The sequence below is a fragment of the Desulfoluna spongiiphila genome, from assembly GCF_900101345.1.
GTDB lineage: Bacteria > Desulfobacterota > Desulfobacteria > Desulfobacterales > Desulfolunaceae > Desulfoluna > Desulfoluna spongiiphila.
Genome location: NZ_FMUX01000006.1, coordinates 30,740 through 56,032 on the forward strand (window position 1 = coordinate 30,740; position 25,293 = coordinate 56,032).

The window sequence follows — 25,293 nt, forward strand, 5'->3', positions numbered from 1 at the left end:
GACACGCATGAACCCTGGCATTGTTTCCCTGGCACCGGTGACCCTCACCCTGCTTCTGACCTTTTATTCCCGCAACATCATCCTGGCCCTTTTTGCCGGGGTGTTTGCCGGGGGGATCCTCCTTGACTCCGCCCAGGGCACGCTCTTTGCCGGAATCAACGGCATCGCGGCTGTGTTTGAAAACAGCTGGTGCGCAAAGGCGATTCTATTCGTTCTGATGACAGGCTCCCTGGTCCACGTCATCGAGCAGTCCGGAGGGGTGAAGGGCTTTGTGCGGCTTTTGACGGTGAAACAAAGGGCGGTCAAAAGCATTCTGGGGGCGGAGGTGCTCGCCTACCTGCTCGGCATGGTTCTGTTTGTGGACACCACCGTCTCCATTGTGGTCCGGGGAGTGGCCATACGTCCCCTTTTCGACGCCCACAAAGGGAACCGGGAAAAGTTGTCCTACATCATCGATTCCACGTCCGCATCCGTTGCGTTTTTGTCTCCGGCCACCGGGGCGGGCGCTTTTCTTGCCGCGTTGATCGGGGTCCAGGTCTCCGGCGGGGTGATATCCGGTGACCCCTTTACCCTGGTGCTTCAGGCCGTGCCGTTTCAGGTGTACTCCATGGTTTCCATTGTGATTGCAGGTCTTGCGATTGTCGGCAGAAAAGAGGTGGTTTCGAAAGGGGCGGTCGCCCGGCAAACAGAGGCCGAGTCCCACCCCGAAAGATCCCAGGGCGTTCCGGCGTCGGGGGCCGTGAACATGTTGCTGCCCCTGGGGCTTTTTATCGCCGGTGTCTTTGGTCTCATGGTCCTCACAGGTGACGGCTCCACCTCCATTTTTACGGGCATTCTGCTGACGCTGGCGGTGACCGGGGTCTTTTATACGGTCCGGGGCGTCGTGGATACCCAGGGATATATTGCATGGTGCATCCAGGGGATGGCCTCCTACCTTGAGATCGCCCTGGTCCTCACCCTCTCCTTTGCCTTGAGCAACCTGCTGAACCAGTTGGGGACCGGGGCGTACCTGGCCGGGTTCGGGCACCACGTTCACCCGGCCCTTGTACCGGCCATGGTGTTTGTCGGCGGGGCCCTGATCTCCTTTATGAGCGGAACGGGGGGCGGGACCCTCTCCATCCTTGTGCCCATCTCCATCCCGCTGGCCGCAGCCATGGACGTCAATATTCCCCTGGTCCTGGGGGCCTGCGGATCCGGAGCCGTCTTTGGCGATCATTGCTCCCCCATCTCCGATACCACCATTTTGTCGGCCAAGGTGGCGGGGGTGGGAGGGATGGATCATGTCAGGGCCCAGATTCCCTTTGCCCTCACCGGTGGCACGATCAGCTTTCTGCTGTTTTTGGTTTTGGGATTATTTCGATAGGCGGCGGTCTTGGCTAGGCGGGCTCTGATCATCTTTTGGGTCGTGACCTGCAAACAGCCGATTCGTAGGGTGCACTCCGTGCACCAAAATCAAAGCCTGTCATGCCCCGAACGCCTCGGTAAAATCGAAACCTTGGGTGACCCGGACACGGTGCACAGAGTGCACCCGACGGGCTGTCGGCCTTTTGGGACGGTGTCGTCGATAACACCCTATTGCTTTGTATTGACCGTTTTTTGTCAGGATATACCCCGGGAAAAAGGTCCCGGTTACACCAAAAACCCTTAGTATTAAGAAGGATGTATGAAGATGAATATCGCAGATATATATGGAAAGTTCGACCAGATCGGCAGCCTTGTGTTTGCCACCGTGGACAAGGGCATCCCCCAGACACGGATCGCCCATCTGTTTGCCTTTGACGACGACGGCCTGTACTTCAGGACCATGGTCACCAAGGCCTTTTACAAGCAGCTGAATGAAACGGGGATGGTGTCCATCTGCGGCATGTACCCCACGACCCGCATCCGACACGACGATGAGGGCATGCCCATTTTCGAGCCCGGGTATACCATCCGCGCCACAGGGGAGGTCAGGGAAATACCCTTTGAGACGCTCAAGGCAAAGGCAGGGCAAAACGAGATGTTTACGCTGGGGGTCAAGGATATTGAGCGGTACCCGGCCATGACGACTTTTTGCCTGCACCGGGCCTGGGGGGAGGCGTATGATTTTGATTTTGAGATGGCGCACCGTTCCCACAAACTGGAGCGTACCCGGTTTTGTTTCGGGGGGCAGAAGGTGCCGTTCCAGGGCATGCGCATCACCGAGGCGTGCATCGGCTGCGGGGCCTGCCTGGAGGCGTGCTCGTTTAAGGCCATCGGCCGGGACGGGGAGTCATGCGTCATCGACCCTTCACGATGCGATGTCTGTGGGGATTGCTATACGGTCTGCCCGGTGGATGCCGTTGAGATCGTGATTGAGGATACCCTGGTGCAGGGTGCCGCGTAAAAAAACGGCACCCCGCACCGGGGCTGTATTAAGGCTGGATGATTTCCCGCTGCAGCAAGGCCAGGGCACGGTCTTTTTCCGGATGGCTTTTCAGGGTGTCGGCCAGGTCCATGAGGGCCGTGAAGACGGGGTCGCCCAGAAGGCTTCGGTTCATGGCAAGGAAGCTCTCCCGGTTTTTTTCTTGGCTCTGTTTTCTCTGCCAGGAGGCGGACCAGATGACGCTGAGGTTGTCGGCGAGGTTGGTCTCGGCGATACGCTGCCACTCCCCTTTGTCAAACCAGATTCCGCCGCAGGCCGTGCATTTTTCCAGGAAGAAGGGCTCGTCGAGATCAATTCTTGCCCGGATCATGATGCCGTGACCGGACGGGCACAGGCCGGTTTTGCTGTCGGGGTTGTCTGTTGCCGGGGCCTCTTCATCGGATTCCACGGTCATGCCGGGTATCTCGGTGCGGCTGCCCGGCAGAAGCCACATGCCGCCGCAGGCTTCGCAAACATAAGGTGCGTTGAATCCAGTCTGTTTCAATTCCGTGGTGGTGCATTTCGGGCATTTCATGTGTGTCTCCAGTTCTGTCAATATTCCAGGCTGTCCATGCCTTCATGAAAATAGGTGGTGAGGATCTCGTCGAGTTCGTCTCGAAAGATCTTCTCCTTGCCTCCAAATTGATCGTAAAGGGGTTTGGCAATGCGGCCGAAGGTGTCGAGGAGCTGAGGGTCAAAGTGGGTGCCCCGTCCTTCTTCGAGGATCTCCATGGCCTCGTCAAAGGACCAGGCTGTCTTGTAGGGCCGCTTGGAGGTCAGGGCGTCAAACACGTCGGCAATGGCAAAAACCCGGGCCGTGATGGGAATGCCGTCTCCTGTAAGGCCCATGGGGTAGCCCTTGCCCGTCACCTTTTCATGGTGGGATCGGATCACCTCCAGGGCGTCGCGGAGCCAGGTCGAGCGCTCAATGATATCGCATCCGTGATCCACATGGGTCTTCATGATCTCGTATTCGGCGTCGTCGAGTTTGCCGGGTTTCAGGAGAACCTCATCCGGAATGCCGATTTTTCCGACATCATGGAGAAAGGCTCCTTTGATGAGGGTGCGCATGGTCCGGGCGGGAAGGCCCAGCTCTTCGCCCAGGCGGGCCGCGTACAGGGTGACCCGGTAGTTGTGTGCGTTTGTGTCACTGTCCCGCTGGGCAATGGCGCTGCCCAGGGTCTCCAGGGTATCGAGGTTGGCTTCCAAGAGCCGAACGGAAAACCGGGTGATGCGCTTGGCCAGTTTTAAAATCACCGGGTAGACCATGGCCGTGGTGAGAAGGACTATGAGCATGGAACCTGCCATGGCCCTGAGTCCGCGCATGCGAAAGGCCTTGATGGTCTCCGGGGAGAAGGCGAAAAAGCCGTTGATGATCCCCACGGTCTGGCCGCTGCTGTTGGACAGGGGAAGGGCGCTCCGCAGGTAGGGGCGACCGGCGATGCGGACAATTTCGTAGCGGGGGGACCCCCTGTCGGGTGTCAGCAGGGATGAGGATTGCTGGGCTGCCTTGACGGCGCTCAGGCTGTCGTGGGTTTCATCGTAAAAATCGATGACCCTGGCACCTTTCAGGTCGTAAATGCCGATGAAGGCAAAGGCCCCGGACTGTATCGGGCTTCGGGTGGCCCTGAAGTCAAGGGCGGCATGGTGCAGGGCGTCGGCATCCAGCTGGTCAGGATCGGCCAGGAGGGCTTCGTTGAGCCGGGAGAAAAGGGCGAGGCGATCCACGGCCACGGCAATGGCTTCCCGGCTGACCCGGTCCCGCTCCACGAGAAGGACCCCTGCGCCCATGAGCAGGGAGAGCCCGACCCCCAAGGCCACAAGGCGAATAACCAGGGTGCGGTGGACAAAGGTGTGAAGAGAATGTGTCTGACCCATAACGAAAATCCCCTTTAACGAGGGCTCCGGCGGTCCTCACGGTGGCCCGGTTGGCGTGTTGCGACCCGCTTGGGCGATTTCAGTGCGGTCTTCTTTGATGGTGCTTTATGTTACCATTTACATCATAGTTTTCCTGGCAAATCAATCGGTGGAATGCACAGGCTGCCCAGTGTCTCCCTGGATGCCATTGAGGGGCTTGCCCCGGGCGGCATTGTCTGCTTTGATGCACCGGTTTTGACGTAACCGGGGCCCTGCCCCTTAACCCCATTGTTCGGAGGCCCATGACCACCACGACCCTGCACCTGAACTGCCCGACAGACTACCTCCTTGAAACCCTCTGCCTCACCCACGGCTGGCGCCAGCTCCGACCCTTTCACTGGGAGGAGGGCTCCTGCGTGCTTACGTATGTCCTTCATACCGGGGCCCGGCCCGTGGACCTTCTGATTTCCCAGGCAGGGGACACCCTTGCCGTTGAGGTGACGGGGGACGGTCCCCTCGCCGAGGAAGAACGGGCCGCGGTGAAAAGGGCCCTGACCACCATGCTGGCCCTGGACAGGGAGACGACCGCCATAAAACACCTGGCCGAACAGACCTCAGAGGCCTACGCAAACCTGGTTACCGAAGGGGCCGGGCGGCTTCTTATCGCACCCACAGTCTGGGAAAACGCCGTCAAGACCCTGCTGACAACCAACTGCTCCTGGGCCCTGACCCGGAAGATGGCCGAAAAGATCTGCAGTGATTCTTTTACCGGTCCGGCCCCGTCGGGCAGGTGCCCTTTCCCCTCCCCGGCCGAGGTGAACCGCTACAGCGCTGAGGAGATTAAATCCCTTGCCCCCGTGGGCTACCGGGGAGCATACCTCAAGGCCCTGGCACATTATTTCGTGGCAACCCCCGGGTTTGAAGCCCTCCTGTCGGGTGGCACGCTGAGGCAGGCCGAAGCCAGAGAACGGATCTCTGCCCTGAAGGGGTTCGGGGAGTACGCCCGGATCCACCTCATGACCCTTCTTGGCTTCTATGGCGAGATCCCGGTGGATTCGGTGGTAAGAGGGTACATGAAGGCCGTCCACGGGGTGACTGATATCCCGTCGTTTCTGGAGACCCAGTACGGAGACTGGGGAGCCTACCGCTGGTGGAAGTTCAAGATGGAGTCCATGCTGCGGGGCAACAATTTTCCGTGAGGTGATTTGGGGTCATTACACGTTCGGGGGAGGGGGCAGGGAAAAATCAAAGCAAAAAAGAATGCCTCCGGCGGCAAGGTGTGCCACCTTGAAAGCTGGTTACGAATGCGCTTTGCCCCTCGTTCCTCGGGTCAAATCACATCCGTATTTGCGTTGACGTAAATTTGAATTATGTCTTTAAAATCTGTCCGCTAAATTTTCCAAAAGTTTAGCCCCGGCAGGGCCGCCGGAGGCATCTTGAACGCAAGACGCAAGGGGTGGCGCATTGGCGAGCCTATTTGTTCAAGGCCAGGTAGAATCCCACGCCGGTCATGACCATGGCCTTGGCGTACCACAGGGGGAGGGTGGCGCGTTTGGCGGCCCGGTGGATATGTTGGGCGCGCAGGGCCAGCCAGGTGAGGGGCAGGGAGATGAGAAAGAGCAAGGGGTAGAGCCAGACAAAACCGGCCATGATCCAGGCGATGGGGTCGGACTCAGAGCCCGGCGCGTCAAAGAGAAAGAGAACCGCGACACCAAAGGGAGCCCAGGCGATGAGGAGCAGAAAGCACAGAGCGTTTCTCAGCCTCACGGCCCGGGGGGTGGCCGGAGAGATCCAGGTCAGGTAGCCTTTGGTGAGGCGATAGGCCAGGCCAGCCATCAGGTGGCCGCCAGTGCAGCCATTTTTTTCTTCAGGGCCAGGATGCGCCCCAGGGCAAGGGCGTTGGCGCCGGGGAACCGTGTGGCCATGGCTTTAAGGGTTTCGGCCAGGGTTTCGTAGCGGTCGCTTCGGTGGCAGATCAGGGCGATGTCCACGTCTGAGGTGAAGATCTGGCGGGCGGCGGTGTCCATGTCGCAGGTGATGGCCTTCATGTCGAGGTCATCGGTCATGACCACGCCGTTGAAGCCCATGCGGCCCCTCAAGACCCCTTTGACCACCTCTGGGGAGAGACTGGCGGGCCATTGGGCATCGATGTCGGTGTACTTGATGTGGGAGAGCATCACGGCCGAGGCCCCTGCGCCAAAGGCGATCTCAAAGGGCACGAGGTCGGTTCGGGCCAGCTCGGTAAAGGGGGTGTCAAGGACCGGCAGGGTGAGGTGGGAGTCCAGGGTGGTGCGTCCGATGCCCGGGAAGTGCTTGACCACGGCAAGGACCCCTTCCGCTTCCAGGGTCTCCATGACTTCGACCCCTAAGTCGCCCACCTCCTGTGGTGAGCCGGGGAAGACACGTTTTTCCATGATGCCGGAAAACCCCTCGGGCTGAACGTCCAGCACCGGGGCCATGTCCATGTTGTATCCCACCTCAAAGAGTTCCTTTCCCGTTGTGCTGCCGAAATGCCTGGCCGCCTCACGGGTCTTTAAAGCTGGAGTGCCTTCGGGAAAGAGGGTAAGGGGCTCTTTCATGCGCGCCACCGGTCCCCCTTCCTGGTCCACGGAGATGAACAGGGGCGGGAGGCCGCAGTCTGCGGCGTAGGCCTGCATGTCAGCGCACAGGGAGGCCACCTGGGCCGGGGATTCGATGTTCGGGGCAAAGAGAATCACCCCGCCGACCTTGAGGGTGCCGATGAGGTATTTCAGGTCGTCGGTGAGGTTGGTGCCGTCAAAGCCCACGAGAAGCCGCTGGCCCACCTGTTCGTCCAGTGTCATGTCTGAAAGTTCTGGCATATCTCTCTTCTTCGGTTGGCCCTACCGTCTCAACTGGTACTTACGGACGGCTTTGTTGTGTTCTCTCAGGTTGCGCGAGAAGTGATGGGAGCCGTCTTTCTTTGAGACAAAGTAGAGGTAAGGGGTGTCGTCGGGCCGAACGGCGGCCGTAAGGGCGGCAAGGCCCGGGCTTGCGATGGGACCGGGGGGAAGCCCCTTGATCACATAGGTGTTGTAAGGGGTCCTTCGCCGGAGATCTTTTCGGGTGATGTTGCCGTTGAAGTTTTTGATTCCGTAGATGACGGTGGGGTCGGTCTCCAGGCGCATCCGTTTTTTCAGGCGGTTGTGGAAGACCGAGGAGATGACGGGACGCTCAAAGGGCGCACCGGTCTCTTTTTCGATGATGGAGGCAAGGGTCACCACCTGGTTGGGGGTGAGCCCCAAGGCGTTGCCGTCCTGTTGCAGCTCTTGGGTAAACACGGCCTTGAAGCGCTCGACCATGGCGGTGAGGATGGCCTCTTCGGTGGTGGCCTTTTCAAACAAATAGGTTTCCGGGAAGAGGTATCCTTCAAGGGACGGGGCGCCATCAGGCAGGTCCATCCGGCGGATAAAGGGTTCGGAAAAGCAGAGGTCCGTGATGTGACCCGCTTTTCCCAGGCCGCTTTTTTCCACCACCTCAGCTATTTGCCTGACCGTGTAGCCTTCCGGGATGGTTATCCTGCGGAGGTGTACCCTGCCGCTGGTGAGAACGGTGAGGATCGCCTCGGGGGTCATGGACCCTGACAGGCGGTACTCCCCGGCCTTGATTTTTTTGTCAAGGCCCAACAGGGTGGCCACGAACCGCAGCTTTGTTTCCGAGGTGCAGAGACCGGCCTGTGTCAGCTGGCGTGCGGTGGTGTTAAAGCTCTGCCCCCGGCTGATGGTGTAGATGATCGTGAAGTCCGGGTCTCCCTGGGGGGTGTGATAAAACCGGGAGAGGTGGATTGCCGCCCCACCGGTTACCACCACGATGATGACCACCAGAAGCAGGAGGGGCCAGATGAGTTTTAATGTGCGAGATTTGGCGTGTGTGTCCGTCATGGGTACCCGATCATTTGATTCAAACCATGGTATCGCCCGGTATCCCGGGGCAATGACCTACCAAGGGCGATCATATGTCAGGCCCCGGTTGTTTGTCAAAACGAGCCTTGTACGGAACGCAAAGTCCGGGGCGTGTCAGTGTGAGGGGGGTGTCCGCGGCAATGGGGCGGGAACCACCGAAGGACCCATGCCCGGCACAGGCCCTTCGGCGGGGCGGATCAGGCGACGATGTCACCTGCCCGCACGGCCTTGAGGTAGTTCATGCAGAAGGTGTCATGGCCCTGGAGCATGGAGGCGGTGGTAAGCACCGCCATGATCTCTTTGTCCAGGGGGTCCATGATGGCGGAATCGAACCCGCGGACCATCATCATGGCCAGGAAGATACGGTTGACCACCTTGCGCTGGGGCAGCCCGTAGGAGATATTGGAGAGCCCGCCGGTGGTGTGGACACCTTTGAGTTCCGTCATGATCTTCTCCACCGCATCCATGGCCATGGTGCCGTTTTCCGCAGCCACGCTCATGGGCTGGATCAAGGGGTCGATGAAGATGTCGTCCCGTTTGACCCCGATGGCTTCGAGCTCTTCCACCAGTGTTTTGGCCCGTGAAAAAATATCCTCCACGGTTTTCGGCATGCCGGAGTCGTCCATACACAGGGCGATGATGCGGCACTCCTTGCCTTTGAGAAAACGGATCATGGGATCAAACCGGTCTTTTTCAAGGCTGATGGAGTTGATGAGCGGGGGCCTGTCTACCATGCCGTAGGCCATTTCCAGGATGGCCGGATCCGGGCTGTCCAGGCACAAGGGGAGGTCGGTGACCTCCCGGACCACGGACAGGAGCCATTTCATGTCCTCTTCTTCATGGCCGATGCGTGCCCCTGCGTTGACGTCGATGTAGGTGGCGCCCGCCGCTTCCTGTTTTTTTACATCCTCACGAATGTAGTCGGCGTCACGGTCGGCCGTGGCTGCCTTGACCTTTTTAAGGGTGGTGTTGATGCGTTCTCCGATGACGGTAAACATGGTCTCTCCTTGGTACAGGTTTCCTTAGGTGAAGGGGCCCGAACGTCCGATCAGTTGAGGAGGGCTTTGGCCAGCTTGCTGGCGGAACCTGCATCCGAAGCGTAGGCATCGGCGCCGATTTCATCGGCAAAGGCCTGGTCCACGGGGGCCCCGCCCACCATGATTTTCAGGGCGCTTCGGTCGACGGTTTCGCTGATTTTTTCCACGGTATCGCGCATCATGGGCATGGTGGTGGTCAAAAGGGCCGAGAGTCCTACAATCTGGGGCTTGTGCTCTTCGATGGCCTTTAAAAAGGTGTCCGTGTCCACATCGACCCCCAGGTCGGTCACTTCAAAGCCCACACTCTCCATCATCATCACCACAAGGTTTTTTCCGATGTCGTGGAGGTCGCCCTTGACGGTTCCGATGACCACGCGGCCGGCCGAGGAGGCTTCTCCTTCGGCAAGCAGGGGACTCAAGGTCTCCACGGCTGTTCCCATGCAGTGGGCCGACATCAGGACCTCCGGAATGAACATCTCGCCGGTTTCCATCCGTTCTCCCACGATGCCCATGCCCTTGATGAGGCCCTGGCTCAGGATGTCGCTGGCGGAGGTTCCCTGATCAAGGGCTGCCTTGACCAGACCGGTGAGGGTGTCCATGTCTCCGGCGATAAGTGCTTCGGTGATGGGTGTAAAATCAGACATTGTGACTCTCCATAATGATAATGATTGGGTTTGGATTGCCTGTTCACAGTGTGACTGGGTACCTGGAAACCCACGAGTTGTGCGTTGCTCCGCGGTGTTGGCGTTCATTCACTGAACGGTGTTTTTTGTGCGGGGCTGAAACGCCCATCCGTCGGCGACCTGTTGACTTGGTTGGAGCCGGGACGGTGTACATTTTCAGGTGATGTCTGTTTAAACATACAATACCACATTATGCAATAGTTTAAATTAATAACCATAATATGGGAAATAGAGTCACCCATGGGGACGACACCCAGCCCCCCCCCTTACCCCTTGGGCCTCGGTATCCGGCGACATCAACGGAGGTCAGCGCAAATCTGAGCGTTTCGCATTGCATTCTTCTCAGGGATGTCTACCTTGGTATATTGACGACGACTCTGGACTGAAAAGCGAGGATACGATGAAGACAGCCTGTGAGTACGAAGGATTTGAGCAGGGGCCCATCCGGCCTCCCAGTGAGGCGGCGAGCCTTTTGATTCGGGTGTCGAGAAATTGCCCGTGGAATCGATGCACCTTCTGCCCGGTGTACAAGGGAGAGTCGTTCTCCCTGAGGCCGGTGGCGGATGTGATCCGGGATATCGACGCCGTGGCAAAGTACGCGATCCCTCTACATGGGGTGATCGAGAAAAACGGCCGGGTGACACGCTCCGATATCGAAGCGGTCCAGGCATCGGTGGCGGGCAATGAGATCTATGCCTTCCAGGCCGCGGTTAACTGGGCCCGGGGACGGATGACCTCGGTGTTTCTCCAGGATGCCAACAGCCTGATCGTGAAGCCCGAGGACCTGATCCGGGTCCTTGAGTACATGCGGTCTGTCTTTCCCTGGGCGTATCGGATCACCTCCTATGCCCGGTCCCACACCGTGGCCCGGATCAGCGATGAGCACCTGGCCCGCATGGCCGAAGCAGGTCTGAACCGGATTCACATCGGCATGGAGTCCGGCTCCGATGCCGTGCTGAAGATGGTGAAAAAAGGCTCCACCAAAGCCATGCACATCAAAGGTGGCCAGAAGGTGAAACGAGCCGGTATGGAACTCTCCGAGTACGTGATGCCCGGCCTGGGCGGCAGGCGGTGGTCCCGGGACCACGCCCTGGAGACCGCCGATGCCCTGACGCAGATCAACCCGGATTTTATCCGGCTGCGGACCCTGGCCATACCCGGCCACACCGAGCTCTTTACCGACTGGAAAGAGGGGCGCTTTGAAAAGATCACCGATGTGGAAGCCGCCGAGGAGATCCTTCTTTTTCTGGAGTCTTTGGGAGATATCACCAGCAGCCTTGCAAGCGATCATATCCTGAACCTGTTCCAGGATGTGGAGGGGTGCTTTCCCGAGGACCGCGAGGCCATGTGCGGAAAGATTCGCGCCTTCCTTGCCATGGACCCTGTGGAGAAGATGCATTATCAGGTGGGGCGACGGCTGGGGCTGTTCCACGGCATCGGGGGCATGAAGGGCTCGGCCCATATGAAACAGGTGGAGGCGACCTGCAGGCAGTACGCCATCACGCCCCAGAACGTGGATGAGGTAATCACCCAGCTCATGACCCAGTTTATCTGAGTTTTCAGCATCTGGGGTTTGGTGGGTCGGAATCACAGAAGAAAAGCCTGCCTTCTATGGTCAAAGCCGGATGAACCAGAGGGTCAATGGGGCTCAGGAAAAAACAAAAGCAATGCCTCCGGCGGCAAGGTGTGCCACCTTGAAAGCAGGTTGCGAATGCGCTTTTCCCTTCGTTCCTCAGGGAAAATCACATTCGCTATTGATTCAGATTAAACTGACCCTTTTTTTAAGCCTGTTTATTAAACTTTTTAAGTGTTTAGCTCCCGACAGGGCTGCCGGAGGCCTCTTTAAACCTGGCCGGTCACCAAAGCTGGTGCATGTAAGGAAGGGCATTGTCACAAGCTCTGTAAGGGTGTAGATACGGTGTCGCCGTTTTACTTGGAATGGGCTGTGAGGATTCCCCGGTGTGTGTTCGTCGGCGGGGGATCTTTCTCACCGCCCATCCAGAGGCGGTTCCGGATTACCTGTGAGCATGGTGCGCAATAAGGAATATTGTTTTTTTAACGGGTGCATTGAAAAAACAAGTGATACGATGTAAATTTATTGTTTTTTTGTGGCCTCATTTTTATGGAGGCGATCTGCATACCTGAGGAAAAGACGATGAAGCAGCTATGGCCCGAGGAGTTGGATGCATTTCTGGATCGGCACCGGGAAGGGGACGTGACCCTGGTGGATGTGCGCCATGCGGATGATTTTGAGCAGGAGCACATGCCCGGCTCGGTGTGTATCCCGGCCCTTGCGATCAATGAGCGGGGAGCGGAGCTGGACCCGAAACGCACCACGGTCTTTGTCTGCGAGCGTGGGGCCAAGTCCCTGGCGGTGGCGCTGATCTACGAGGCGAACTTTTCACCGGAGGGCGAGGTCTATAACCTCATGGGGGGGCTTGATGCCTACATGGGGCGCCTTGCCTACGGGCGGCCAAAGATTCGGGTGATCCGTCAAAGCGGAGACCTGCCGCGGATGCTCATGACGGCCATGGATCTGGAAAAGGGGGCCTGGCGTTTTTACCAGCGGCTGGAAAAGCTCATGGGGTCCGACGGGCCCGTGGGGCTGGTGAGAAAACTGGCCGCCGTGGAGATTGCCCACATGAACCTGATCCATGCCTACCTCAAGCGCCTGGATCCCCATGCACCGGATTGTATCACCCTGGTGAATACCCTGCCCGGTTCCCTTGCCGAGGGCGGGGAAAGCTTGAATCGTTTGTTTGAGCTCATGAAAGAAGGGGAACTGGGGTGGCGGGCCCTGTTTGAGGTGGCCCTGGAGGTGGAGGTTGCGGCCTATGAGATGTATCGCGGCCTGGCCGACAGCATGGACGGTGAGGGGGCCGAGATCTTTTATACGGTGGCCGGGGCCGAAAAGGACCACATTCGCATGCTCCTGGCCGAGCTGTAGCCAAGGGGGCCATACCCCTGTTTTTTTAAGAGTCCTGTCCGGGCCGCGCCCGCGGGAACGCAACAGCTAAAGATGAAAATTTAAAACAAAGGCACACCACATGTTAAATTTGTTCAGTCGATTCGTGTCATTCCTGCCATTGTCCGTTGCCATGGCCTTTGGCCGTGCCTTCGGGTGGATCTGGTTCCATGTTATTCCCATTCGAAGAAAAGAGGCCCTGCACAACATCAACCGTGCCATGGGAAGGGACCTGACCAAACGGGAGCAGCGGATCATCATCCGGGAGCTGTTCTCGAATTTTGCCATGTATATCATGGAGATCCTCCGCATCCCCCATATGACCGTTGCCGAGAACAAAAAACTGGTGCAGATCGACGGCTGGGAGCATGTGGATGCCGCCCTTGCCCGCGGCAAGGGGGTTCTTCTGGTTGCCACGCACATCGACAACGTGGACTTGGGGGGATGCTCCATGGCCATGAGGGGCGCGCCCATTGCGGTGGTGGTCAAAGAGATGAGCAAATCCGCAGAAAAGTTCATTTCAAGCGTGCGGAAGAACACCGGTGTCATCATCATCAACCGCAAAGGGACCAAGAATTACATCAAGGAGCTGCTGGCTGAAAACAAAATCGTTACCCTGGTCATCGACCAGCACCTTGCGCAGCATCGCTCCATCGTGTGTGATTTTTTCGGGCAACTGGCTGCAACCACACCGGCCCCGGCACGGTTTGCCTTTGAAACCGGAGCCACCATCATCCCTGCGGTGATCAACCGCAAGGCCAAAGCAGGGCATCACCATGTCAGGGTCTCTCCGGCCTTTGAACTGGAGACGCCGTATGAGGATGAAGACCTCAACATACGCCACAACACCGAGCGCCTGAACCGCATCGCCGAAGACTGGATCCGGCAGGCGCCCAACCAGTGGTGGTGGTTCCACAGGCGCTGGAAGGTCCAGGACAGCCCCGAAGGGTGGGATATTCCCGACAGTCTTTTAAAACAGGTCGCCGCAGCATCCGATGACCGGTAAGCCTTTTCATGCTTTGATCCATCCGTTTTGAGCAGCAAGGCATGGGCCTTGTTCTGCAACACAAAAGCCGCACTCCCGAAAAGGGGATGCGGCTTTTGTGTGTTGGGGCGTCACCATTCAGGTCCGCTTTCCATGGCTATGCTTACGCAAAAAATAAATGTCCAAGTTCCGTAAGAATGTCGCTGTGACCCGAGTTCCGAGGGTTAAAGCACTGCGGTAAATTGCTCCTGTCAAAGTTTTGGGCCCCAGCCTTTCTGTTATTTATGTTCCTTGCGCGGTAGTTATATTGATTGCTTTTCTCGCCTTGCTCGACTCTTGTTTGTGATGCCCTGGTGCATCCCCTATGCATTTTTGCATCAACTGCTTATCTCTTCTGAATTAAAAGTTATTTATTCCGTTTTTATTGTTTTGTGATGCCGTGCTGCATCTGCAGCAGTCCCCCTTGTCGCATGTGAAAGCCGTATTTGCTCGTTAGCAGGCGCTGCCGTGTGTTTGGGTTTGCTTGGCTGTTGGAGGAGACACAGGGCTGATTTTACTCATTAGCCAAAAAAAAGCGCACAATGGCACGGTCTTTGGACATATCCACAGGACGTTGTTTTTTTGCGTGCTGATAAGCGGCGAAGAGAAAAATGGTCCGGTTGGGCTGTATGTTTTTTTTTGCCGGGTCGTTTACGCCAAAATGCGGGCACCTGAGACTTTATGAAAGGTAAATGAGCCATGATCAATGCGACACTCAACAAAAAGATCAGTTTTGCTGTTCTTCCCATCGTTTTATTGTGCCTGCTTCTTTTCGGGGGGACAACCTATATCTATATGAGCAATGTGATACGGGTGGACCTGTCCGACAATATCCTTAAAACCGTATCGGAAAAATCAACGGTGGTGGATGTGTGGATTAAAACGCACCTTCTGGAGACCGAGTCCATTGCCCAGACACCCCAGGCAAAAAACATCAACAAGGGTTTTGATGAGATCGATGCCTTGAACCGCAATCGGTATGTCTATCTGAAGAAAGCCTACCCGAACGACTATTCGGATATCTACTCGGCGAACAGCAAGGGCGTGTACCATACCATTCAGGAGAGCAAAGAGGACCACTCCCTCACCAGTTTTGTCGGCAATGTATCGAGCAGGGGATATTTTAAATCCCTGATGGCAGGGGGGCCGGCCCTGGTCACACCGCCCCTGGTCTCCAAAACAACGGGCAAAGCCACGATTTTTATGGTGGCACCCATCACGGACGATAAGGGCGCTCCGCAGGGGCTTGTGGGGGCGGGGATCCAGTTGAACTTTGTGTCTGAGACCATCAAGGCGTTGGGACTGACGGGGAAAAGCTACGGGATTGTGCTGGCCCAGGACGGCACCGTCATCGTCCACCCGGATGCCTCCCTTGTCATGAAGAAAAAGCTCAGTGAGGTTGACGATGGGCGTGTTGGCGGGCTTGATGCGTATATGAAGGGCCACAGCTCCGGCATCTATGATTTCACGGACAACGGCGAGAAAAAAATTGCCTTCTTTTCCAAGGTGCCGACCACGGGGTGGACCATCGCAACGGTGATCGACGAAGGCGAGCTGCACGCCAGGATATATACCTTGAGAAATGTGCTGCTCGGGTTGACGCTAGCAACCATCGTGCTCATCGGCACGGTGATTTTTCTTGTCACTAACTCCATCTCTAAGCCGGTCCGGCAGGTTGTTGCAGGCCTCCGGGATATTGCCGAAGGGGAGGGCGACCTGACCATGCGCCTGATGGTGGACAGCAAAGACGAAGTGGGTGAGATGGCCAGGTGGTTTAACCTGTTCATGGAAAAACTTCAGCTCATCATCACCGATATCGGGGCCAACAGCACAAAGGTCGACCACTCGTCAGACACCTTGATTGAGATTTCAAGCGAGCTCGCCTCCGGCGCGGACAATACGGCAGGTCGTGCCGATGCCCTGTCGGTTGCCGCAAGCGACATGAGCGAGAACCTCACCAATATCGTCGTGGCCATTGAAGAGTCCTCATCCAATACGTCCATGGTGGCATCCGCCGCAGAAGAGATGAGCGTGACCATCCATGAGATCGTTGAGAACACAGGTAAAGCCAGGGGGATTTCCGATGAGGCGGTGCTGCAGTCGAAAAACGCGTCTGAAAAAATGGAGGATTTGCGGGCGGCCGCCCAGGAGATCGGGCAGGTAACGGAAACCATTTCAGAAATTTCGGAGCAGACCAACCTCCTTGCCCTCAACGCCACCATAGAGGCGGCCCGAGCCGGTGAGGCCGGAAAGGGGTTTGCCGTGGTGGCCAACGAGATCAAAGAGCTCGCCGGGCAGACCGCCGAGGCCACGGAGGGCATAAAAAAACAGATCGAAACCATGCAGGGCACGACATCGGAAACCGCAGGGGAAATCGATCAGATTGCCCAGATCATCAAGCGCGTCAACGAGATCGTGGCGACAATCACCCTGTCGGTGGACGAACAGTCAACGGCTACAAAGGACATCGCCAACAATATCTCCTTTGTCTCCCAGGGGATTGCCGCCATCAATGAGAATGTGGCCCAGAGCTCGTCCGTCTCCCGGACCATCACGGAGGACATTTCCCAGATCAACAGGGAAGCCGGAGACATCGCCGACTCCAACGCCCGTCTGAGCTCCCATGCGGAACAGCTTCGGGAGATGGCCGCACAGGTCAACAGCATTGTCGGGCGGTTCAAGGTGTAGGGGCTCACGCAAAAAACGTATTCGCAACCTGCTCTCAAGGTGGCACACCTCGCCGCCGGAGGCAGCCAAGTTCAAGAAGCCTCCGGCGGCCCTGCCGGGGGCCAAACTTTTGAAAAGTTTGATAAACAGGCTTTAAACAGCATCACGGTTTTACGTCAAACCAAAGGCGTATGTGATTTGGCCCGAGGAACGAGGGACAAAACGCATACGCAACCTGCTTTCAAGGTGGCACACCTTGCCGCCGGAGGCACCTTTTTGGTTTTTACTCTGAGCCCTCTTGCCCCTGTTGTTCATCCGGCTTTAACCAGAGAAGGCTTTTTGAGGTAAGACACACGTGGCCTGTCTGGAGTCCTTTACTCATATGAAACGGATGCGGTGGACTCGATCACTTCGCCTGTGTCTATCCAGCGTTTCCAGGTGGTGATATCCCCCTGGCGGGGCCAGAAGGAGGGGCGCTTGAGCTGCGTGGGCACGATGGTCGAGTCGTCCCCGAAAAAGGTGTCCAACCGGTGTTGGGTGAGGCCCTGAACCCGGTCCATGCGGGCATATGAAACCCAGCAGGTATCGAACAGGCAGCCGCCCAGGTCGGTGGCTCCGAAATCCGTGCCGCACATCTCTGTTGCGACAAACCTGCAATCGGTAAAGGTGACCCCCTCAAGGCAGGTGTCCCTGAAGGATCCCCCTGTGAAGGTGCAGCTGTTATAGGTTGCTCCGCCCATGGGGCAGTCGCTTAAGTCAACGTTGTCAAAACGGCAGCCGGTAAATGTGCAGTCCGTAAGGGTTGATTCATTGAGCCTGACCGAATCAAAGTGGCAGTCGCTGAATACCGCTCCACAGAAAACAGACCCCGTCATCCTGGATTCGTTAAACGTCACGGAGCTGAGTTTCAGCTCCGGGAGGCAGATCCCTTTGAGGTTGGGGCGAAGAAAGGTTTTGGTGTAAACGTGTTCAAAGTAGAACCGGGCCAGAGTGAAGGCGCAGTGACGCTCACCGGCAAGTGCGTCCGGCAGCATGGACACAGGAACAAAGGTATAGCAGCCTGTGTAGTCAACCTGAAACGCTGGATCAGCGGATTCAAAATCAAGATCAAAGTAATCCTCCAGGTAATCGGCGCTTTGAAAGGCCGGGGACGTTTTCAGGTAGGTTCCCATGGCTTTGAAAAGCCCTGCATCACCGGAGTCGATGTCCAGCCCGGTAATCATCCCGACACAGGCCTCAAGGGTGTTGAGATCGGCAATGACCGTGCCGGGTTCCCGCGTGGAAAGCATCTCAAGGTACGTCGCCGCGTCTGCTGTTTTTTCGTTTCGAGCAACTCCCCCGTCTGCGAATTTTTTTGAATATTCGTGGGCGTCCATGGCTGTGGTCCTTAAAAGCTGCTGTAGTCGAAGTTGTTTTCCTGCCAGTCATCCAGGGAGTCAAACCACATCTCATGGCTGGTAAAGGAGAACTCATCAGAGCAGAGGTATTTCAGGTTGTGATATGCGTCGGGAACATCGCTTAAAAAACAGTCGATGCCGAGGTCGCTCCATTTTTTGCAGACTGATTTATGGACCATGACCATTTCATCGAACTCTTTGAGTTCAAGATAGATAAAGGGCCTCTCGGATTCAGGCATTTTTTCAAACCGCTTGATTGCGCGGTCAACAGGAAGCGGTTTGCAAAATGAGATATAGTGGTAACCCGGGTGCGTCTTGCCTGTGGGGTCCGCCAACACGGCAGTCCCTTTGGTCGTGCCCATTTTTCTGGAAAGGGTGAGTACCGACATGGCTGCCTCGGATACCACAAGGGTTTTGTCCCCAAAGGCAAAGCTGACTTCGGGCAGCCTGAAGGTCCTGCCTTTCAGGTAGGGTTCCAGGTCCACCTCGGATCCTCCTGCGTACCCCGTGAACTCAAGGGTTTCCCCCTCCCCGAAGACCTGCATGTAGTCCGAGTCTCTCTCAACGTCTTGTGTTCGGCACCATTCAAAATGGCTGTATGAAAGCCCCACACCCTCTTCCGTGTCTATGGAAATTTCAATGCTCGGAATAATAAGCGGTATGTATTCGTCCAGGAGGGTCTTTTGGTGTGTATTCATATTTTTACTTGTTCAGCCTTTGCTATCTTTTACCCAGTAAGCCTGCTTATGAGTTTCGGTTTTTAGACAAATCAGCACAACGATATATAGTGGTAGAAAGTATAAGGAAAGATATTTAGTAACGACTCAGCTCCCAAAAAAGCCTCCGGCGGCAAGGTGTGCCACCTATAAAGCAGGTAGCAGATGCGCTTTGTCCATTCGTTCCTCGGGGCAAACCACATCCGCCTTTAAAAAGGCATTCATTCAAGCGCATTTTTTGGAACATATTTGCTGAATTTTTTAAAAGTTTAGCCCCCGGAAGGGCCGCCGGAGGCATAGGCAAAATCGTTACGATTTTTCGTCATAAGGGGTCTTGATCCACCGTTCGTGTTTCCAGTGTCGTTTCCAGAAAACCCAGGTACTGCGCCTTGGTCAACCGTGGGGAAAAGCCGTCGATGATGGCTTTTCCCTTTTTTGCGCCGTCCCGGAGCAGGTCGATGAGGGTGCCGGCCAGGGCTTTGGCGGGGAAGAGGTAGGCGGCTTCCGGGTCGGAGACGCTGAACTCCCGGGTGTGGATGTTGCCTGTGACCCCTCCGGTGAAGGGGTGGAGGCAGGGGATGAGGTGGGAGAGGTCCCCCATGTCAAAGGAGCCTGCGAACTCGGCCCCTTCGATGACGCGGGGCCCGCAGAACGGCAGGGCGTTTTCTTTAAAGAGGGCGTCGAGTTCGGGGACCGTGAGAAGGGGCAGGTAGCCTGGCATGCTGTGGATGGTGGATGAGGCCCCCACGGCCATGGCACCGGCCTGGATGGCCCGGTCCACTTTTTTTGAAGCGTCCTGCATGCCCTGGATGGTGCGGCCCCTGACAAAGCTCTCCATGCGCACGTCGGCGGGGACGACGTTGACGGCATCGCCTCCCTTGGTGAGGATGGGGTGGACGCGGATGTGGTCCTCGTCCCGGAAGGTCTCCCGCTGGGCGTGGATGTTCATCATGGCCAGCATGGCGGCGTTGAGGGCATTGACCCCGTCATGGGGGGCGGCACCCGCGTGGGCTTCTTTGCCCGTGAACCGGATCTCCTTGCCGATGAACCCGTTGCCCGTGGCTCCGATGACCGCGGCAGGTCCGGGGCCCAGGTCCAGGGCATGGGCCATCATGGCGATATCGGTGGTGTCGAAAAATCCTTTGGCAATGAGCTCCTGTTTGCCTCCGTACCAGGTGATTTTTCCCTCCTGCTTCAGGCGGGCCCGGAAGGCCATCTCCACGAACTCTTCTGCGGGGACGGCCATGAAGTTGACGGTGCCGTCAAGGTGATCAAAGGCCCCTGCGGCGGAAAGGCCCAGGGCCACCCCTGCCATGGCCGCCACCTGGATGTGGTGGCCGCAGGCGTGGACGGCCCCGGTATCGGGGTCGGCGTCGGGGTGTTCGGGGCAGACGATGGCATCGAGCTCTCCCAGCACAGAAACTACGGGGCCGGGGGAAACACGTGTCGGGCGCGCCGCAACACCGGTGACGGCGATGTTTTTTTCCACGTCAAAGCCGAGCCCTGTGAAGAGTTCCGCCACCTGTTCCGTGGCAAAATGCTCCCTGTAGCCCAGTTCCGGTCGGGCATAGAGGCTCTCTCCCAGTGCGATGATGGTCTCTTTTTCAGCGTCGATGGCCTCGAACACGGCGTGCTTGAGGGGGTCGCGGGGCATGGCTCTCTCCTTTTCCGGGGGTGTGTGGGCGGTTTTCTTCAACTCTTACCATCTGGGCCGGAACAGTGGAATGAAAAAATAGGGGCGGGCTGCGGGCATCCTCCCGGAACGTAAAGGGATTTGTTGCCCGGCGGGGTGGAAAAAAGGTGTGCCCCCCAGCCCTTACGGCAGCCGGGGGAGCACAGAAGGGGGATCAACTGATTTTAAAGGGCGCGGTCATGCGGGTGAGTTCAGCGGTGAGGGTCTCCAGGTCGGAGACGCGCTTCCGTGTCGTTCGGCTGCCCGCGTCGATGTTGCCCGCCGCGGAATGGACGCCCGCGATGTCCCGGGTGATCTCCTCGGCGGCCTGGGAGGAACCTGCAATTCCTTCGTTCACCTCATCGATTCCCTGGGAGGCCTGGTTGATGTTTTCAGCGATTTCCCCGGTGGCGATGGATTGTTCTTCAATGGCCGTGGCAATGGATCCCACGGTTTCATGGATCGTTTCGATGACCCGGGTGACCCCTTGGATCTCTGCGATGGTGGCCGAGGACGACCCCTGGACTTCGTCGATGCGCTCTTTGATCTGCTGGGTGGCCCCTGCGGTCTGGCTTGCCAGGTCCTTGATCTCGTTGGCCACCACGGCAAACCCCTTGCCGGATTCCCCTGCCCGGGCCGCCTCAATGGTGGCGTTGAGGGCCAGCAGGTTGATCTGCTCGGAGATCTCAGCGATGACATCGGTAACCTGGCTGATGTTGTCGGCGGCGGTGGCAAGATCGCCGATGCGCACAGAAGAGCTTTTGGCCCTGGCAACGGCGTCGTCGGAAGTGGACCGGGCCTCTTCCGATCGCCTGGCCACTTCGGTGATGGTGCTGTTGAGTTGCTCCGTTGCCGTGGCAACAGAGCCGATGTTGGCCGTGGACTGCTCCATGGCGGCGGCCACCTGGGAGAGGCTGGTGCTGAGCTCTTCGGCGGCCCCGGCAACGGTGGAGGATTTGTCGTTGGTGCTGGCCGCATCCCGTGTGGTTTCATCCGAGATCTCAGCAAGGGTTGTGGCGGTGGTCTGGAGGACGCCCACACCGTCGATGACCTGTCCGATCATCGTCCGGAGAGACTCGGAGGTGCCGTTGAGACCCTGGATGAGATGGCCGACCTCGTCGTTTCTGTCGATCTCCAAAGCGGTGCTGAAGTCGCCTGCCGCAAGGGTCTCGGCATAGGAGGCGGCACCAGCCACGGGGCGCGCAATGGAGCGAGCCAGCAGGGTGCCCGCCAGGACGACCAGGCCCGTGGCCACGGCTGCGATGAGAAGGGCCATGCGTTTCATGCCGGTGACGGCTGCAAGGGCTTCGGATTCGTCCATCTCCGCGATGATGGTCCAGGTGATGTCCCCTAAGGATACCGGGGTCCAGGCGGACAGGACCGGGTTGCCGTTGTAATCCTCAATGATGCGGGTATCCGAGTTCCCGGAGAGGGCCTGGGTAACCGCTTCGGTTTTGACGCGGCCCTGGATGGGGTTTTCGAAGGATGCTTTGACAGAGTGGGTCTCGGGTGCCAGGCGGGAGTCGGATCGCATGAGGTAGTCCCGGCCCACCAGGTAGGTCTCGCCGCTTTGTCCCAGCCCCTCTTTTTGCTGCATGATGCTGTTGAGGCGGTCGATGGAGAGCTGGAGGGCCACCACCATCTCCACCTTGCCGTCGTGGACCACGGGCTGGGCGATGAAGCCGGCGGGTTCGTTGTTGCTGGGGGCATAGGGCGAAAAATCCTCCATGGCGAACCGGCTTTCATCAATGACTTTCCGGGTCAGGCGTCCCAGGCCGCTGTCCGCATAGGGGCCCGTAAGGATGTTGGTGTCAAAATCGGCTTCATGGGTCACAGAGTAAAAGATGTGGCCCTTCGGGTGGATGAGAAAGAGGTCATAATATCCGTACTCCTTTGTGAAACGGGCGTAAAAGTCGTCATTGCCCTCCTCGGTCCTTGGGGTGATGGCCTCCTCCAGATTGATCTTGGTGATGCATCCCCATGTCAGGCCGGGGATACTCAAGGGGTCAGCCGCCACCATGACGAGGTTGCCGTTGGAATCGGTGTAGATGTTGCGTTCGCTTTGTCCCTCCATGATTGAGCGGATGTACGGGGTGTCGATGGGGGCGCCGATGACATACGCCCCGTCTCCCATGGTGAGCATGTCGCTGCGAAAGGATGTCTCATCACCTTTGCGGCCCACGAGGTAGGTCTCTCCGGTGTTGCCCATGCCGCTTTGTTTCTGCACGATGGCGTTGATGGCGCCGTGGGGAATCTGAAGGGCCACGACCCCTGCGATGTCCCCGTCTGCGTTGCGGATGGGGGCGCCCATGAACGCGGTCTGGGCCCCGTTGCTGGGCGTGTAGGGGGCAAAGTCGCTGATGGATGGCTTTTCGCTTTTTATCACCTGGCGGTAGAGCCGGGAGAGCCCCTCGTCCCGGTGGGGGCCAGTGAGGAGGCTGGTGCCCAGGTCCGGCTCGTTTTCCACGGAGAAAAGAACGTGACCGTTTTGGGCATCGATGAGAAAAAGGTCGCTGTACCCCCGGTGGCGGGAGAACTCGGTAAGGGGGGCGGCCACGCGGTTTCGGATGGATTGGTAGGCCCGGCTGTCCACGGGAAACGCTGCCTGGGGATCCACGCCCTGGTTCATGCCGTAGGAGATGAAGCTGAAAAGGGCCCGGCTGATGTCATTGCTGGTGGATAAGATGGCGATATCTTCGTTGACGCCTTTGAAATACGACTCAATCCAGGCGCATTTTAACTCTTGGATGCTGTTGAGCTTGCCAAGGGCTGCCTGGTAATTGGTGTCCACCACACCCAGCAGCGTCTGCATGTGGTTTTGCTTTTCCGTCCAGTAGGAGTCCACCTGCTTCTTTTTGACGGACCGCAGGCTGGTGAGCTGGCCGAAGGCCTGGCTTGAAAGGGCGGTGCTTGATCGTTCGGTCAGAACGTAGGTTACGATGAGAAGGGGGATGACGCCCACCAGCAGAAAAATGGAGATAAGTTTGGGCCCAAGCTTGATATTTTTCAGCATAAATGAATCTCTCCTTGAACGAAACACCCGCGTGCTGTTTGGGGTCTTTAACTTTTTGTTTTTGAGTTATTGGCGAGCCGGTGATTGATTGTGTCCGGGGTTCCGGAATAAGGGTGAAAAGCCCTGAAAAACAAAATTCATCCTGTTATATCAATCTATTTTAAATGGAATATGCCGGCCCTTTACCGTGCGCTGTGGTGTATATCGGCGAGGCACGGGTATAGCTGAATACTTATTTTTGGGTGGGTTTGTTTTTGGTGTGGGTGAGAGGAAAGGTAGTAAGTAGGGTTGTGGTTTTGCGAGGATATTCAGTTTGAATAAACAGTACGCCTGTCGCGGTTATCGCACTTTGGATGCAACGGTTCAGGCGGTCCTGTGGAGCGCTTTCCCATTCACGGTATCAGAGCTTCAGGTGCAGAGCTTTATCTCAGCGCTCTGATAACGCAGACATTGGGCGTACTTGGATCGCCCGAAGGGTGAGATTGTTGCAATTTCCCATGAACGGTCCGGGCAGGGAGTCTTTGCTCAGGCCGGGGTGGGGCGAGTTTTGGCAGGGGGAGCCGTACCGATGCGGTAAATGGCAAACAGCATGGCCGTGGCGCTTACCCACTGGATGGGGGAGAGGATGTTGCCGTTGAAGATGTAGTCGAAGAGGATGCTGGAGATGGGGAAGAGGAGCTCACAGATGGTGGCCACGCCGGCGGAGATGTGCCGAAGGCCGAAATAGTAAAGCAGGATGGCCCCGCTTCCGGTGGTCAGGCCGATGATGCAGAAAAAGAGCCAGTTGGTCTGGGTGGTGACGGCGATCTGGGAGAGGGCGCCTGTTGAAAGGACCATCATCAGCATGATCAGCGTGGTGAGGCCGTATCGGAAAAAAAGGGCGGTCTGAAACGGAAGGAGCCCCAGGATCCGTTTTCCGAACACCGTGGCGCTGCCGAAGGAGAAGGCCGCCAAAAGGGCGAACAGGGAGGCTGGCAGCATTTTGCCGTTGTGGGCCAGGGTGGGGACGTGGAATTCGAAGGTGAGAAAGTACCCGCCCATGATGGCCACGAGGCTCCAGAGAAAAAAATGCCTGCTGAAACGCTCCTTCAGCACAACCCGGGCCAGGAGAATGGCAAAGACGGGCTGCAGTTTCTGCAGCAGGGCCACCACGGTGAGGTGCTTGAATTCCACCAGAAAGAGGGCCTTGACAATGGCCAGGGTGCCGATGGCCCCGCCGAACAGGGCCACGAGAAAGAGAAAGGTGAGGTCGCTGGGGCGCATTTTGCGCAACCAGGCGTATTCCCGGAAGAGGATGGGCTGCATGACGGCGAAGGGCAGGGCGTGGAGCATGAAGACCACGTAGGCCACGTCCAGGTTGTACAGGCGGGGTGTGAGCACCACCGCGTCAAACCCCCACATCATGGCGGCCATGGCCACAAAGTAGGCTCCGATTTTTTGACTTACTGCCGACATCTTGTCTCTCTTTCGTCTCTATGCTGCGGATGGATGATCTTTGTTTCAGGATTACGCCAGGCATATGCTGCTGCCCAGCCGTCTGTCGGTACCTGAAGGAACCGGTGGTATGGCGGGCCGGAGCCTTGCCGGACCTGGGGCACTGTGTCAAACCTCTCCGCCCGGGTCAAGGGTTTTGCCGGGGCGGCAGCCCCGCCATCCCGCGTTCTTATCGTTTTCGCGTAAGGGCCGAAAGGGCCATGGCCACCTGTTCCCGCCATAGACCGGGGGAGAGGTCCCACCGCTCCAGGGCTTCGGGGTCGGGGTCTCCCTGCATGGCGGATTTCAGGCGCCGGATATCGCTGTGGTCGTAAAGCCAGGAGGCATACGAGCTGTCCCCTAAAAAGGTGGACGGGGTGGCGTCCGGGTTTTCGCGCATCAGGTCAAGGAGGTGGTCGTGGTCTCGGGCGTACATAATACCTCGGAAAATTAGATGATAGGGATAAGGCAGGTCATAGGTCATAA

General features: G+C 57.6%; 20 protein-coding genes. 7 read left to right on the forward strand and 13 right to left on the reverse strand.

Annotation, left to right across the window (positions count from 1 at the left end; genetic code table 11):
* Nucleotides 1-7: 7 nt before the first annotated feature.
* Both BLQ12_RS09760 and BLQ12_RS09765 read left to right on the forward strand, forming a co-directional pair.
* Nucleotides 8-1,363 (forward strand): Na+/H+ antiporter NhaC family protein, encoded by a 1,356-nt coding sequence (locus BLQ12_RS09760; RefSeq protein WP_092210466.1) that lies wholly within the window; start codon nucleotides 8-10, stop codon nucleotides 1,361-1,363.
* Nucleotides 1,364-1,669: 306 nt separating this feature from the next.
* Nucleotides 1,670-2,365, forward strand: coding sequence for a 4Fe-4S binding protein (locus BLQ12_RS09765; RefSeq protein ID WP_092210467.1), 696 nt, complete (start codon nucleotides 1,670-1,672; stop codon nucleotides 2,363-2,365).
* A gap of 28 nt (nucleotides 2,366-2,393) precedes the next feature.
* Here BLQ12_RS09765 and BLQ12_RS09770 read toward each other — a convergent pair whose 3' ends face one another.
* Together BLQ12_RS09770 and BLQ12_RS09775 are read right to left on the reverse strand one after the other, a co-directional pair.
* A complete protein-coding gene (locus tag BLQ12_RS09770; RefSeq protein WP_092210468.1) occupies nucleotides 2,394-2,918 on the reverse strand; it encodes a TFIIB-type zinc ribbon-containing protein in 525 nt (174 codons plus the stop codon).
* Between the two features lie 17 nt (nucleotides 2,919-2,935).
* Nucleotides 2,936-4,261: an HD-GYP domain-containing protein gene (locus BLQ12_RS09775; protein ID WP_092210469.1), complete on the reverse strand. Its 1,326-nt coding sequence runs from the start codon at nucleotides 4,259-4,261 to the stop codon at nucleotides 2,936-2,938.
* Between the two features lie 281 nt (nucleotides 4,262-4,542).
* On the opposite strand from BLQ12_RS09775, the gene BLQ12_RS09780 reads away from it, so the two are divergent.
* Nucleotides 4,543-5,439 carry a DNA glycosylase family protein gene (locus BLQ12_RS09780; RefSeq protein WP_092210470.1) on the forward strand — a complete coding sequence of 299 codons (897 nt, stop codon included), beginning with the start codon at nucleotides 4,543-4,545 and terminating at the stop codon, nucleotides 5,437-5,439.
* A gap of 274 nt (nucleotides 5,440-5,713) precedes the next feature.
* On the opposite strand, the gene BLQ12_RS09785 is transcribed toward BLQ12_RS09780, so the two are convergent.
* The 5 genes from BLQ12_RS09785 to BLQ12_RS09805 all read right to left on the reverse strand — a co-directional run bounded on the left by BLQ12_RS09785 (nucleotide 5,714) and on the right by BLQ12_RS09805 (nucleotide 9,841).
* The gene (locus BLQ12_RS09785) at nucleotides 5,714-6,076 is read right to left on the reverse strand and encodes a hypothetical protein (RefSeq protein WP_092210471.1); all 363 of its coding nucleotides are present in this window, start codon (nucleotides 6,074-6,076) and stop codon (nucleotides 5,714-5,716) included.
* A complete protein-coding gene (locus BLQ12_RS09790; protein ID WP_254782033.1) occupies nucleotides 6,076-7,080 on the reverse strand; it encodes a glycoside hydrolase family 3 N-terminal domain-containing protein in 1,005 nt (334 codons plus the stop codon). Before BLQ12_RS09790 ends, BLQ12_RS09785 begins: the two co-directional genes overlap by 1 nt.
* A 21-nt stretch (nucleotides 7,081-7,101) precedes the next feature.
* Nucleotides 7,102-8,139: an endolytic transglycosylase MltG gene (mltG, locus tag BLQ12_RS09795; protein WP_092210472.1), complete on the reverse strand. Its 1,038-nt coding sequence runs from the start codon at nucleotides 8,137-8,139 to the stop codon at nucleotides 7,102-7,104.
* 218 nt (nucleotides 8,140-8,357) lie between these two features.
* A complete protein-coding gene (locus BLQ12_RS09800) occupies nucleotides 8,358-9,158 on the reverse strand; it encodes a dihydropteroate synthase (protein WP_092210473.1) in 801 nt (266 codons plus the stop codon).
* Nucleotides 9,159-9,208: 50 nt separating this feature from the next.
* Nucleotides 9,209-9,841 carry a corrinoid protein gene (locus BLQ12_RS09805; RefSeq protein ID WP_092210474.1) on the reverse strand — a complete coding sequence of 211 codons (633 nt, stop codon included), beginning with the start codon at nucleotides 9,839-9,841 and terminating at the stop codon, nucleotides 9,209-9,211.
* Between the two features lie 439 nt (nucleotides 9,842-10,280).
* Here BLQ12_RS09805 and BLQ12_RS09810 point away from each other — a divergent pair, with 439 nt between their 5' ends.
* The 4 genes from BLQ12_RS09810 (at nucleotide 10,281) to BLQ12_RS09825 (ending at nucleotide 16,557) form a co-directional block, all read left to right on the forward strand.
* The gene (locus BLQ12_RS09810; RefSeq protein WP_092210475.1) at nucleotides 10,281-11,435 is read left to right on the forward strand and encodes a radical SAM protein; all 1,155 of its coding nucleotides are present in this window, start codon (nucleotides 10,281-10,283) and stop codon (nucleotides 11,433-11,435) included.
* A 600-nt stretch (nucleotides 11,436-12,035) separates the two neighbouring features.
* The gene (locus BLQ12_RS09815; protein WP_175469625.1) at nucleotides 12,036-12,827 is read left to right on the forward strand and encodes a rhodanese-like domain-containing protein; all 792 of its coding nucleotides are present in this window, start codon (nucleotides 12,036-12,038) and stop codon (nucleotides 12,825-12,827) included.
* A 100-nt stretch (nucleotides 12,828-12,927) separates the two neighbouring features.
* Entirely contained in the window at nucleotides 12,928-13,851 is a 924-nt protein-coding gene (locus BLQ12_RS09820; RefSeq protein ID WP_092210477.1) for a lysophospholipid acyltransferase family protein, read from the forward strand.
* A 717-nt stretch (nucleotides 13,852-14,568) separates the two neighbouring features.
* Nucleotides 14,569-16,557: a methyl-accepting chemotaxis protein gene (locus tag BLQ12_RS09825; RefSeq protein ID WP_092210478.1), complete on the forward strand. Its 1,989-nt coding sequence runs from the start codon at nucleotides 14,569-14,571 to the stop codon at nucleotides 16,555-16,557.
* A gap of 353 nt (nucleotides 16,558-16,910) precedes the next feature.
* Here the strand turns inward: BLQ12_RS09825 and BLQ12_RS09830 are convergent, their stop codons facing one another.
* The 6 genes from BLQ12_RS09830 to BLQ12_RS09855 form a co-directional block, all read right to left on the reverse strand.
* A complete protein-coding gene (locus BLQ12_RS09830) occupies nucleotides 16,911-17,912 on the reverse strand; it encodes a pentapeptide repeat-containing protein (protein ID WP_092210479.1) in 1,002 nt (333 codons plus the stop codon).
* Between the two features lie 11 nt (nucleotides 17,913-17,923).
* A complete protein-coding gene (locus BLQ12_RS09835; protein WP_139163929.1) occupies nucleotides 17,924-18,631 on the reverse strand; it encodes a hypothetical protein in 708 nt (235 codons plus the stop codon).
* Nucleotides 18,632-18,971: 340 nt separating this feature from the next.
* Nucleotides 18,972-20,303: an amidohydrolase gene (locus BLQ12_RS09840; RefSeq protein ID WP_092210481.1), complete on the reverse strand. Its 1,332-nt coding sequence runs from the start codon at nucleotides 20,301-20,303 to the stop codon at nucleotides 18,972-18,974.
* 193 nt (nucleotides 20,304-20,496) lie between these two features.
* On the reverse strand, nucleotides 20,497-23,334 hold the full coding sequence (locus tag BLQ12_RS09845; RefSeq protein WP_092210482.1) for a methyl-accepting chemotaxis protein: 2,838 nt from the start codon (nucleotides 23,332-23,334) through the stop codon (nucleotides 20,497-20,499).
* A 525-nt stretch (nucleotides 23,335-23,859) separates the two neighbouring features.
* Nucleotides 23,860-24,789: a DMT family transporter gene (locus tag BLQ12_RS09850; RefSeq protein ID WP_092210483.1), complete on the reverse strand. Its 930-nt coding sequence runs from the start codon at nucleotides 24,787-24,789 to the stop codon at nucleotides 23,860-23,862.
* Between the two features lie 208 nt (nucleotides 24,790-24,997).
* A complete protein-coding gene (locus BLQ12_RS09855; RefSeq protein WP_092210484.1) occupies nucleotides 24,998-25,243 on the reverse strand; it encodes a hypothetical protein in 246 nt (81 codons plus the stop codon).
* Nucleotides 25,244-25,293: the final 50 nt, after the last annotated feature.